Origin of the sequence: Pigmentiphaga humi (assembly GCF_900606115.1) — a bacterium.
Classification (GTDB): domain Bacteria; phylum Pseudomonadota; class Gammaproteobacteria; order Burkholderiales; family Burkholderiaceae_B; genus Pigmentiphaga; species Pigmentiphaga humi.
Window position 1 is genome coordinate 1 of sequence record NZ_UWPJ01000010.1, and the last position, 10,949, is coordinate 10,949.

The 10,949-nt window shown below is 66.9% G+C and carries 10 protein-coding genes; 4 read left to right on the forward strand and 6 right to left on the reverse strand.

Going from position 1 to position 10,949, the window contains the following annotated elements; all coding sequences use genetic code 11:
- From PIGHUM_RS05665 to PIGHUM_RS05675, 3 genes are all read left to right on the forward strand, one after another.
- On the forward strand, nucleotides 1-2,834 hold a 2,834-nt coding region (locus PIGHUM_RS05665; RefSeq protein ID WP_124078424.1), incomplete at its 5' end, for a valine--tRNA ligase.
- Nucleotides 2,835-3,011: 177 nt separating this feature from the next.
- A complete protein-coding gene (locus PIGHUM_RS05670; RefSeq protein ID WP_124078425.1) occupies nucleotides 3,012-3,314 on the forward strand; it encodes a type II toxin-antitoxin system RelE/ParE family toxin in 303 nt (100 codons plus the stop codon).
- A complete protein-coding gene (locus PIGHUM_RS05675) occupies nucleotides 3,311-3,610 on the forward strand; it encodes an addiction module antidote protein (protein ID WP_246012942.1) in 300 nt (99 codons plus the stop codon). The genes PIGHUM_RS05670 and PIGHUM_RS05675 overlap by 4 nt, the downstream gene beginning before the upstream one ends.
- A gap of 10 nt (nucleotides 3,611-3,620) precedes the next feature.
- Here PIGHUM_RS05675 and PIGHUM_RS05680 read toward each other — a convergent pair whose 3' ends face one another.
- The 3 genes from PIGHUM_RS05680 to PIGHUM_RS05690 all read right to left on the reverse strand — a co-directional run bounded on the left by PIGHUM_RS05680 (nucleotide 3,621) and on the right by PIGHUM_RS05690 (nucleotide 6,789).
- Complete coding sequence (locus PIGHUM_RS05680) at nucleotides 3,621-3,860, reverse strand: sulfurtransferase TusA family protein (RefSeq protein WP_124078426.1); 240 nt, start codon at nucleotides 3,858-3,860, stop codon at nucleotides 3,621-3,623.
- A 23-nt stretch (nucleotides 3,861-3,883) separates the two neighbouring features.
- Nucleotides 3,884-6,499 (reverse strand): alanine--tRNA ligase, encoded by a 2,616-nt coding sequence (gene alaS, locus PIGHUM_RS05685; protein WP_124078427.1) that lies wholly within the window; start codon nucleotides 6,497-6,499, stop codon nucleotides 3,884-3,886.
- A 98-nt stretch (nucleotides 6,500-6,597) separates the two neighbouring features.
- Nucleotides 6,598-6,789 carry a YqaE/Pmp3 family membrane protein gene (locus tag PIGHUM_RS05690; protein ID WP_124078428.1) on the reverse strand — a complete coding sequence of 64 codons (192 nt, stop codon included), beginning with the start codon at nucleotides 6,787-6,789 and terminating at the stop codon, nucleotides 6,598-6,600.
- Nucleotides 6,790-7,023: 234 nt separating this feature from the next.
- On the opposite strand from PIGHUM_RS05690, the gene PIGHUM_RS05695 reads away from it, so the two are divergent.
- Nucleotides 7,024-8,049 (forward strand): CAP domain-containing protein, encoded by a 1,026-nt coding sequence (locus PIGHUM_RS05695; RefSeq protein ID WP_124078429.1) that lies wholly within the window; start codon nucleotides 7,024-7,026, stop codon nucleotides 8,047-8,049.
- A 45-nt stretch (nucleotides 8,050-8,094) separates the two neighbouring features.
- On the opposite strand, the gene PIGHUM_RS05700 is transcribed toward PIGHUM_RS05695, so the two are convergent.
- The 3 genes from PIGHUM_RS05700 to PIGHUM_RS05710 are packed head-to-tail and all read right to left on the reverse strand — an operon-like array spanning nucleotide 8,095 to nucleotide 10,941.
- Nucleotides 8,095-8,772: a hypothetical protein gene (locus tag PIGHUM_RS05700; RefSeq protein WP_124078430.1), complete on the reverse strand. Its 678-nt coding sequence runs from the start codon at nucleotides 8,770-8,772 to the stop codon at nucleotides 8,095-8,097.
- A gap of 9 nt (nucleotides 8,773-8,781) precedes the next feature.
- On the reverse strand, nucleotides 8,782-10,347 hold the full coding sequence (locus PIGHUM_RS05705; protein WP_124078431.1) for a type II secretion system protein: 1,566 nt from the start codon (nucleotides 10,345-10,347) through the stop codon (nucleotides 8,782-8,784).
- A 9-nt stretch (nucleotides 10,348-10,356) separates the two neighbouring features.
- Nucleotides 10,357-10,941, reverse strand: coding sequence for a pilin (locus tag PIGHUM_RS05710; RefSeq protein ID WP_124078432.1), 585 nt, complete (start codon nucleotides 10,939-10,941; stop codon nucleotides 10,357-10,359).
- Nucleotides 10,942-10,949 lie beyond the last annotated feature (8 nt).

Genomic DNA, 10,949 nt, shown 5'->3' on the forward strand with positions numbered 1-10,949 from the left:
CCCCCGCCCAACCCGACACCGACGAACTCCCCAAGAGCTTCGAACCCGCCGCCATCGAAGCGCGCTGGTATCCGCTGTGGGAACAACGGGGAGACTTCGCCGCCGGGGTACACGTACAGGGGCCGGAGAACGGCCAGCCCTTCGCCGTCCAGCTGCCGCCCCCCAACGTCACCGGCACCCTGCACATGGGCCACGCCTTCAACCAGACCATCATGGACGGCCTCACGCGCTACCACCGCATGCGCGGCTGCGACACCGTCTGGGTCCCGGGCACCGACCACGCCGGCATCGCCACCCAGATCGTGGTCGAACGCCAGCTCGACGCGCAGAAGATCAGCCGCCACGACCTCGGCCGCGAAAAGTTCGTCGAAAAAGTCTGGGAATGGAAGCAATACTCGGGCGGCACCATCACCGGCCAGATGCGGCGCCTCGGCACCTCGCCCGACTGGACGCGCGAATACTTCACCATGAACGACGACATGTCGCGCGGCGTGGCCGAAGTCTTCACGCGCCTCTACGAACAAGGCCTGATCTACCGCGGCAAGCGCCTGGTCAACTGGGATCCCAAACTGCTGACCGCGGTCAGCGACCTCGAAGTCGTCAGCGAAGAAGAAGAGGGCCGCCTCTGGCACATCCGCTATCCGGTGGACGGCACCGGCGAGTCCATCGTCGTCGCCACCACCCGCCCCGAGACCATGCTGGGCGACGTCGCCGTGATGGTCCACCCCGAGGACGAGCGCTACCAGGCCCTGATCGGCAAACAGGTGCGCCTGCCGCTGACCGACCGCCTGATTCCGGTCATTGCCGACGACTACGTCGACCGCGAATTCGGCACCGGCGCGGTCAAGGTCACCCCCGCCCACGACTTCAACGACTACGCCGTCGGCCAGCGCCACGGCCTGCCCATGATCTCGGTGCTGACGCTCGACGGCCGCATCAACGACGAAGCGCCCGAGACCTACCGCGGCCTGGACCGCTTCGAAGCGCGCGCCCGCATCGTCGCCGACCTCGAAGCCCAGGGCCTGATGGCGGAAATCAAGAAGCACAAACTGATGGTGCCGCGCGGCGACCGCACCAACGCCATCATCGAACCCATGCTGACCGACCAGTGGTTCGTCGCGATGAGCAAGCCCGCGCCCGAAGGCACGTTCAACCCCGGCAAGTCCATCACCGACGTCGCGCTGGAAGTCGTGACCGACGGCCGCGTCAAGTTCTACCCCGAGAACTGGACCACCACCTACAACCAGTGGCTCAACAACATCCAGGACTGGTGCATCTCGCGCCAGCTGTGGTGGGGCCACCAGATTCCCGCCTGGTACGGCGACAATGGCGAAATCTTCGTCGCCCGCAACGAAGAGGAAGCCCGCGGCAAGGCCGACGCGGCGGGCTATGCCGGCGCGCTCACGCGCGATCCCGACGTCCTGGACACCTGGTTCTCATCGGCGCTCGTGCCGTTCACCACGCTGGGCTGGCCCGAGCAGACGCCCGACCTGGCGCGCTACCTGCCCTCGTCCGTGCTGGTCACCGGCTTCGACATCATTTTCTTCTGGATCGCCCGGATGGTCATGATGACCACCCACTTCACCGGCCAGGTTCCATTCAGGCACGTCTACGTGCACGGCCTGATCCGCGACGCCGAAGGCCAGAAGATGAGCAAGTCCAAGGGCAACACCCTGGACCCCGTGGACCTAATCGACGGCATCGGCCTGGATGCCCTCGTCGCCAAGCGCACCACCGGCCTGATGAACCCGAAGCAGGCCGAGAACATCGCCAAAAAGACCCGCAAGGAATTCGCCGACGGCATACCCGCCTTCGGCGCCGATGCCCTGCGCTTCACCATGGCCGCCTACGCCACGCTGGGCCGCAACATCAACTTCGACCTGAAGCGCTGCGAGGGCTACCGCAACTTCTGCAACAAGCTGTGGAACGCCACCCGCTTCGTGCTGATGAACGTCGAAGGCAAGGACTGCGGCGTGGAAGCCGGCGCGGCGGTGGAATTGTCGGTGTTCGACAAATGGATCGTCAGCCAGCTGCAGCGCACCGAGGCCGAGGTCGCCAGGGGCTTCGAGGACTACCGCTTCGACAACATCTCGACCGCGCTGTACCGCTTCGTCTGGGACGAATACTGCGACTGGTACCTGGAGTTGGCCAAGGTCCAGCTGCAGACCGGCGGCGAAGCCCAGCAGCGCGGCACGCGCCAGACCCTGATCCGCGTGCTCGAGACCGTGCTGCGCCTGGCCCACCCCATCATTCCGTTCATCACCGAAGAACTGTGGCAGAAGGTCTCCGTCGCCGCCGGCAAGCGCGCCGCCGGCGACTCGACCAGCGTGGGCCTGCAGCCCTACCCGGCATCGCAGCCCGAGAAGATCGACGAAGCGGCCGAGGCCGCCATGGCCGAGCTCAAGGCCCAGGTCGATGCCGTGCGCGCGCTGCGCGGCGAGATGAACGTGCCGCCCTCGCAGAAAGCGCCGCTCAATGCCGCCGGCAACCGCGCGGCGCTGGAGCGCAACGCCCCCTATCTGGCCGCGCTGGCCCGTCTGTCGGAAGTGAAGGTGGTCGATGCGCTGCCGGACGTCGTGGGCGCGCCCGTGCAGGTGGTCGGCGATGCGCGGCTGATGCTGCACATCGAAGTGGACGTCGCGGCCGAGAAGCTGCGGCTGGACAAGGAGATCGCCCGCCTGCAAGGCGAGATCGCCAAGGCCAACGGCAAGCTGGGCAACGCCAGCTTCGTCGACCGCGCCCCGCCTGCCGTCGTGGAACAGGAAAAGGCCAGGCTGGCGCAGTTCAGCGATACGCTGGCCAAGGTGCAGGAGCAGCGCGCCAAGCTGGGCTGATCTTATAGCAGCCAGAGGTTCCCGTCAGAATCAGGAGATCGATCCTGGCTCCTCAAGGCCTATTCCTTCATGGGATAGGTCTTGCATAACGGTCAAAGGCCATGACAATCCTGTCCCGGTACGTATTGAACATGATGTGTCGATTTGACAGACTGTCTCCGCAAGGAGACAATTTGCATGTTCACATTCCAGCGGACCAACCGATTCGCCAAGTGGCTGCGTGAAATCAACGATCCTCAAGATCGAGCCCGTATTTTGATGAGACTGATACGGGCTCAGCACGGGCAACTCGGCGACACCCGCCACTTGGGCTCTGGCATCATCGAAATGCGTCTCCATTTCGGGCCTGGATATCGCATTTATTTTGCCCAGGAGCGCTCGTGCTACCTCTTGCTGTGGGGTGGCACGAAAAACTCCCAAACACGCGACATATCCATGGCCCGTGCACTGTGGCAAAACTTCCAGCGGAATAACTCATGAAAAGGTTCATGCAACCAGAGGCCGCCGAATTCGATCCGGCAGAGTTCCTGCAAGACGAAGACACCATTGCCTGCTTTCTTTCTGAAGCGATGCATGACCAGGACCCAGGTATTTTCCTGGCTGCGTTAGCCGCGGTGGCGCGCGCGCGGGGCATGAGCACGATTGCGCAAAAAACCGGACTGGGAAGACAGAGCCTCTACAAGGCCCTGGCGCCAGGAGCCAACCCTCATTACTTGACGCTGCGCAAAGTTATGGACGCTCTGGGAGTCGACTTCTCGGTTCGCGCCCGGACATAGCTCCTGTCCTTCAGCGCCGCTTCATGTAGTGCACGAACAGCTCGCCGTCGTCGGTCTGCGCCAGCAGTTCGTTGCCGGTCTGCTTGGCGAAGGCCTGGAAGTCGCGGGTCGAGCCTTTGTCGGTGGAAACGACCTTGAGCACCTGGCCGCTTACCAGAGTGGCCAGGGCTTTCTTGGCCCGCAGGATGGGCAGGGGGCATTTCAGCCCCTTGGTGTCGATTTCCAGATCGAACGCTACGGGATCGCTCATGCTTGCTTGCCCTCCCCCGGCGCTCAGAGACGGCCTTCCACCCAGCCCTGCACGCCGGCCAGCGCCTGCGGCAGCGCGGCGGGATCGGAGCCGCCCGCCATCGCCATGTCGGGCCGGCCGCCGCCCTTGCCGCCCACCTGCTGGGCGACGAAGTTGACCAGTTCCCCGGCCTTGACCTTGCCGGAGGCGTCGGACGTGACGCCCGCCACCAGGCTGACCTTGCCGCCATCGACCGCGGCCAGCACGATGGCGGCGGACTTCAGCTTGTTCTTGAGCTGGTCTACGGTTTCGCGCAGCGACTTCGGATCGACGCCGTCCAGGCGGGCCGCCAGCACCTTGACGCCCTTGACCTCGATCGCCGAGGCGGCCAGGTCGTCGCCGGCGCTGCTGGCGAGCTTGCTCTTCAACTGGGCGATTTCCTTTTCCAGGCCCTTGAGCTGGTCCTGCACCTGGCCGATGCGGGCGGGCAGATCGCCCGGCTGCACCTTGAGCGCGCCGGCCGCGGCGGCCAGCGTGGCGTTCAGGTTCTGCAGGAAGGCCAGGGAATTGTCGCCGGTGATGGCCTCGACACGGCGCACGCCGGCGGCCACGCCGCCCTCGGCGACGATCTTGAACAGGCCGATGTCGCCGGTGCGGGCCACATGGGTGCCGCCGCACAGTTCGCGCGAAAAGCCGATGTCCAGCACCCGCACTTCATCGCCGTACTTCTCGCCGAACAGCGCCACCGCGCCGCCCTTGACCGCGTCGTCGTAGCCCATCAGTTGCGACTGCACCGGCGTGTTGGCCAGCACCTCCTGATTGACGATGGCTTCCACCCAGGCGACCTGTTCGGCGTTCATCGGCGCGTCGTGCGCGAAATCGAAGCGGGTCTTGTCAGGGTCGACCAGCGAGCCCTTCTGCTGCACGTGCTCGCCCAGCACCTGGCGCAGCGCCTTGTGCATCAGGTGGGTGGCCGAGTGGTTGCGCATGGTGCGCGCGCGGCGCACTTCGTCCACCTGCGCATCGACCGTGTCGCCCACGGCGAGCGCGCCCTCGGCCAGCTTGCCGTGGTGGCCGTACACGTCGGCCTGGATCTTCTGCGTGTCTTCCACGTCGAAGCGCGCAGCGCCGCCGACCAGCACGCCGGCATCGCCGACCTGGCCGCCGGATTCGGCATAGAAAGGCGTGCGGTCCAGCACCACCACCGCGGCCTGGCCGGCCTCGACGCGCGGCACCGAGGCGCCGTCCACGTACAGCGCCGTGACCTTGCCCTGCGCGGCCAGGTGCGTGTAGCCCTCGAACACGGTCTTGGCGCCGTCGTAGGACAGGCCGGCGGCCATCTTGAACTTGCCGGCGGCGCGCGCCTGCTCGCGCTGGCGCGTCATCGCGGTTTCGAAGCCCGCCATGTCCACCTCGACATTGCGCTCGCGGCAGATGTCGGCGGTCAGGTCAACCGGGAAACCATAGGTGTCGTACAGGTTGAACAGGGTCTCGCCGTCGAGCTCGGCGCCCGGTTCCACCGCGGCCAGCGCGCCGTCCAGGATCTTCATGCCGTGCTCCAGGGTCTCGCCGAAGCGTTCTTCTTCCTGGCGCAGCACCTGCTCCACGCGCGTCTCGGCCTTGGCCAGTTCGGGATAGGCCTCGCCCATCTCGGCCACCAGGTCCTTGACGATGCGGTAGAAGAAGGGCTTGGTCTGGCCCAGCTTGTAGCCATGGCGCAGCGCGCGGCGGATGATGCGGCGAAGCACGTAGCCGCGGCCCTCGTTGCCGGGAATCACGCCGTCCACGATCAGGAACGAGCAGGCGCGGATGTGGTCGGCGATGACCTTGAGCGAGTTGTTCGCGAGATCGGTACAGCCGGTCTCGCGCGCCGCGGCCTTGATCAGGTTCTGGAACAGGTCGATCTCGTAGTTCGAGTGCACGTGCTGCAGCACGGCGGCGATGCGCTCCAGGCCCATGCCGGTATCGACACACGGCTTGGGCAGCGGCGTGAGCGTTCCCGCGGCATCGCGGTCGAACTGCATGAACACCAGGTTCCAGATCTCGATGTAGCGGTCGCCGTCTTCCTCGGGAGATCCCGGCGGGCCGCCCCAGATCCCGGGACCGTGGTCGTAGAAGATCTCGGAACACGGACCGCACGGGCCGGTGTCGGCCATCTGCCAGAAGTTGTCCGAGGCGTAGCGGGCGCCCTTGTTGTCGCCGATGCGGATGATGCGCTCGGCCGGCACGCCGATCTCGTTCTGCCAGATGCCGTAGGCCTCGTCGTCTTCCTGGTAGACGGTGACCCAGAGCTTTTCCTTGGGCAGCTTGTAGACCGTGGTCAGCAGCTCCCAGGCGTAGTGGATGGCGTCGCGCTTGAAGTAGTCGCCGAAGCTGAAATTGCCCAGCATCTCGAAGAACGTGTGGTGGCGGGCGGTGTAGCCCACGTTTTCGAGGTCGTTGTGCTTGCCGCCGGCGCGCACGCTGCGCTGCGACGAGGTCGCGCGCTTGTAGGGGCGCACTTCGTTGCCCAGGAACACGTCCTTGAACTGGACCATGCCCGAATTGGTGAAAAGCAGGGTCGGATCGTTGGCTGGCACCAACGACGAGGACGGCACGATGGCGTGGCCCTTGGACTCGAAGAACTGCAGGAACTTCTGACGGATCTCGGCGGATTTCATCGCTACACGCTGGTGAGGGGATGAATCGCCAACAACGCCCGCATCCCCGGATCAATATCGAATCCTCGATTATAGAGGGAGGCGGGCGGAAAACCGGGTCAGCGGCCTGCCACGGCCTTCTTGATCTTCTGGTCGGTCTTGTATTGGCTCAGGGCGTACACGGACCAGATCGCCGCGGGGATCCAGCCGATCAGCGTGAGCTGCAGGATCAGGCAGAAGATGCCGGCGAACGGGCGGCCGATCGTGAAGAACTGGAGCCAGGGGAGCAGGAGCGCGAGAAGGAGACGCATACGTATCCGCGGAAAGACTGGAAAGCCATTTTACCCATGGCGCGCCTGCCGGGCGCCGGCGGGCCGGTGTCCAGGCGGCAGGCGCCGGCAGGCCTGCCTGCCCTACGTACGTAGAGCCCCGCATCTCCGGAACGGCGGAGCGTCCGTAGAAGCGGGCTGCGCCGCCCAGCCATCGAATGGAGCGGGGCCTGCCCGGCTCGTATCGCCGCCTTTGCTCGACCTTAAGGATCCTCCATGCACCAGACCTCCCCTCGCCCCGCGCCACGCCCGCATCTTGCCGTCTTGTCGCTGTCCGCCCTGCTCGCGGCCTGCGGCGGCGGAGACGACGGCGGCGCGCCGCTGCCTTCCCAGCCGTCGATCCCGCAAGCGGGCGGCGCGCGTCCCATCACGACCATGCCCGCCTCGAGCTACACGGGCGACAAGCTCGCCGCCTTCACCCATCTCAATGAAGCGCGCCTGGCCGCCGGCGTGGGAGCCGTGGAACAGAACGCGCAGCTCGATGCCGCCGCACAGGCGCATGCGACCTACCAGGCGAAGAATTACACGACCGGGCACGGCGAGCGGCGGGACCAGCCTTTTTTTACCGGCACGAACGCGGCGGACCGGGCGCGGGCCCAGGGCTATGCGGGCACCATGACCGCGGAGATCATCAGCTATGCCGCGCAGGGGAAGCCTGCGATCGACTCGCTGCTCTATTCGGTCTACCACCTGCATGCGGCGCTCGACCCGCGGGCGAACCAGCTGGGCATAGGCATGGACAGCACGCTCACGCCCGGAGCGCTGTCCAGCACCAGCCTCACTCTCGGCCAACAACGCGGCGCCCCAGGGCCCGTGGCGACGATCTGGCATTGGCCCGCCTCCGGGCAGACGGGCGTTCAGCCCGGGTTCGCGCCTGCCGGCGAATCCCCCAATCCCGCGCCGGACCTGGCGGTGACGGGAACGCCCATCATGTTCTGCGGCGCGGCGGGGAATTACGCGCCGCTCAGGTTGCTGGACGTGAGCCTCATCGAAACCGCCACCAGAGAAGCGGTGCCGTTGCGCGTGCTCAAGAGCGCGGCCGTGCAGAGCGATGCCTCGCTGCAGGCCCAGGTCGTCGACGACCCCAACCTGACGCCCGGCGTGGTTTACCAGATGTGCGTGTTCATGCTGCCCTTGCGCGCGCTCGACGCCGGCGCCCGCTACGACGTGGGCATCAGCGCAGGCCAGGCCGGCGAGCGCCTGGAAGCCGGGTGGACGTTCTCGACGCTCGTTCCGGATTGAGCTCGGGGCTGGTCGCCGTGAACGGGTCGCCGTGAGCCGGGCGCCTCAGCCCGGCATCTCGACGTAGCAGCTCGAAGCGAAGCTGCCGCTCTGGAAAAAATACCCCCTGTATCCGTTGTCGACCGACTGCAGGAATTGGTTCTGGTTGGCGAACGCGCCGACCTGCGCCAGATATTGCTCCCAGCCATAGACGGCCCATGCGGAGGCGCTTCCCGACATCCAGCTCTGGCAACTGGCGCCCGTGACGGTAATGCTGGCGGGCGTGATGGACATGGAGATCCTCGCGGTGCCTATGTCGACCTGGCAGGAAGTATTCAACGGCGTGAAGGAGCATAGCGACCCCCAGGTGTTGTTCCCCACGTTGTGCATCTGGATATCCGCGCGGTCCGCACGCACCTGGACACGGAGTATCGACGGCAGCTCCTGCCATCCGCTGCGCGTATCCCATATCTCCCGATAGTAGAGATCGGCCCCGTTCATTCGCTCCAGCAGTTCCGAAATCGACGTCGGCGCCGACACCGGCACCGGACCGGTGTCGGGCTCGACAGGCGAAGACGCAGCCGGAATCTGCGGCATTACCCGCTGCGCAATACCCGTCACGTGCGTCGAATCCGCCCACGCGCCCCGGCCCTGCGGCACGGCGGCCTGGCCGTCGGCCACGCCGAGCGCCCCCATGCAGCCGCCGGCGGCAAGCCCCAGGACCACCACCCGGATGTTCTTCATGTTCACTCCTCAGTATTTGCAATAAACCTGCGCAAGGGCACGAGCCGGGCCTCCCAAGGGGGTGCCATCGAAATCGAGCAGCAGCACCTGCCAATGCGCTCCCGCATCGACCGCCTTGCGCGTGAAGGACGCTGCCTGGGACGACTCGATCTGCGGCAGCAGGTAGATCAACGGCGTGCCGGCCGCAGTCCCCAATTGGCCGCACACGGGCTTGTCCACCAGGTCGCCCGAACCGACCAGCACGCTGCCGGCCATGACGTAGCTGGACAGCAGGTCGTCGGCACGCATCCAGACGCCCAGGCGGCACACGAGGCCGGTGCCGCTGGCGATGTCGGTGGCGAAAGCGCCGTTGGGCGCGCAGGCCGCGCCGGTATCGGCCATCGCGGCCAACTCGCGCCATGCGCCCCCGGCGCATACCAGCAGCCCGCCCGCGGCCGTGCGCGCGAACTCGGCGTGGGCGCCGGCCGCGGTGGCGATCTGCTGCGTGCACGCGGTGTTGGCCGCCGCGGTCTCGCGGATGCCGAGGCGGGTAGCCGACACGCCCGCGTGGCCGATGAGATCCTGGCCCGCGATGGTCAAGGCCAGCCCATGGCCGGTGGCCACGATCATCTGCCCGGCGGACACCCGGATCGTGGGCTGGGCGTCGGCGGCGTCGAAAACCGACCCTCGGTCCGTCGCCAGGCCCAGGCCGGCCTTGATGCGCCGGCTGACGATCACGCCCGAGGCAGGATCGATCTGCACGGTGCTGCCGTCGTCCGCCTGGAACAGGCCGGTCGCGGCCTCCAGCCTGCCGGCGCAGCGCACCTGCAGGACACCGGTGTTGGCCGCCGTCAGGCAGGCGCCGGACGGCCCGGCGAGCGCGAGGGTATCGTGCAGGGTGACCGCCCCCCGCACGTCCAGCATGCCCTGCAGATCGGGATTGCGGCTGTCCCGCATGCGGACGAACTGATTGAACATGGTGGTATCCAGGCTCGCCTGCACACCCACGATGCCCGCCGTGCCGCCCAGAGGATTCGGAACGGAGAACGCGGTTCCCCGTATCAGGCCCGGTTGCTCGGGATAGGCTGCGCCGCCGTAGCCGCCGCTGGACAGCACGACCTGCGCCAGCAGCGAACGGTCGGGCTCGGCGCTCGCGGCCGTGCGGACGGGCGTGGCGGTGTAGACCAGCGCATCGAGCCGGCAGCCGCTGCCCGGACAGTCTCCGCTGCGTTCGACGCGCACCGCCGGCGCCTGGTTGAACGGCGTCAGGTCCGGGAAACCTGCGTGAAGCAGGCCGGCCTGCCGGAGTTCCGGCAGAGACGGGGCAAGCGGCGCGGCTACGCCGGCGATGTCCTCGCCGCGAGCCATCGCCTCGTAGTGCCGGACCAGATAGCCATCCATCGCGCCCTTGATGGCCAGCAGGTAGGTTCCCGTGGCCTGGGCGGCGGCGTCGTCCACTTCCTGCACGAAGCGGCCCGCCGCGAACACGGCCAGCATCATGGCAATGCTGGCGGCAATGGCGACCTCGACCAGGGTCAGGCCCCGCTGGCGCGAGGCGGGTCCGGCACGCATGGCAGGAACGGGAGCGATGCGCATCTCGCCTTCCTAGCGGGCGCTGAATACGAACGTATTGGCGTCGCCGCTCGCGCATGCTCCGGCCGCGCCCGCCGCATCGTATACGCCCGTCATTCCGCCCGTACCGGGCTGCTTGACGCTGGTGCCGTTGATGGAGATGCGTTCGGACACCCGCTGCATGACCGCGGCCAGCGACGGGCACGCCGCCTCGTTGACTTTGTCCAGTGTCAGCATGAAAGCATCCCCCGCCGTCGTGATCGTGTCCGAGGCCAGCACGACACGGCCGTCGGTTGCGCCCAATCCATGGCTGACCACCGCCGCGGCCCCTGCGCCGCTGACGGCCAGCACGCTGCTGCTGCGCAGGGCGCTGGCCAGTTGAGCCGCGCCGAGGCCCGTATAAGGCGTGGTGCCCAGCCCCTGGTTGGCCGCCTTGGTGCGCGCCACGAAGCGCTGCAGTTCCTGCGCCACCGGCGGCACTTTGTTCTCGATGATGTAGCCGTTGATCGCCGGTATCCCGACGATGGCCGCGATCAGGACGATGGCCGCGACGATGGCGACCTCGACCAGGGTGAAACCTCGTTGGCGGCGAAACGGCGAAGTGCGGTTGCAAGGCATGATGGCTC

Bases quoted from the DNA above. Each gene is read 5' to 3' on its own strand.
- PIGHUM_RS05670 (WP_124078425.1), top strand. From the start codon at position 3,012: ATGTTCACATTCCAGCGGACCAACCGATTCGCCAAGTGGCTGCGTGAA.
- PIGHUM_RS05675 (WP_246012942.1), top strand. From the start codon at position 3,311: ATGAAAAGGTTCATGCAACCAGAGGCCGCCGAATTCGATCCGGCAGAG.
- PIGHUM_RS05680 (WP_124078426.1), bottom strand. From the start codon at position 3,860: ATGAGCGATCCCGTAGCGTTCGATCTGGAAATCGACACCAAGGGGCTG.
- alaS (WP_124078427.1), bottom strand. From the start codon at position 6,499: ATGAAATCCGCCGAGATCCGTCAGAAGTTCCTGCAGTTCTTCGAGTCC.
- PIGHUM_RS05690 (WP_124078428.1), bottom strand. From the start codon at position 6,789: ATGCGTCTCCTTCTCGCGCTCCTGCTCCCCTGGCTCCAGTTCTTCACG.
- PIGHUM_RS05695 (WP_124078429.1), top strand. From the start codon at position 7,024: ATGCACCAGACCTCCCCTCGCCCCGCGCCACGCCCGCATCTTGCCGTC.
- PIGHUM_RS05700 (WP_124078430.1), bottom strand. From the start codon at position 8,772: ATGAAGAACATCCGGGTGGTGGTCCTGGGGCTTGCCGCCGGCGGCTGC.
- PIGHUM_RS05705 (WP_124078431.1), bottom strand. From the start codon at position 10,347: ATGCGCATCGCTCCCGTTCCTGCCATGCGTGCCGGACCCGCCTCGCGC.
- PIGHUM_RS05710 (WP_124078432.1), bottom strand. From the start codon at position 10,941: ATGCCTTGCAACCGCACTTCGCCGTTTCGCCGCCAACGAGGTTTCACC.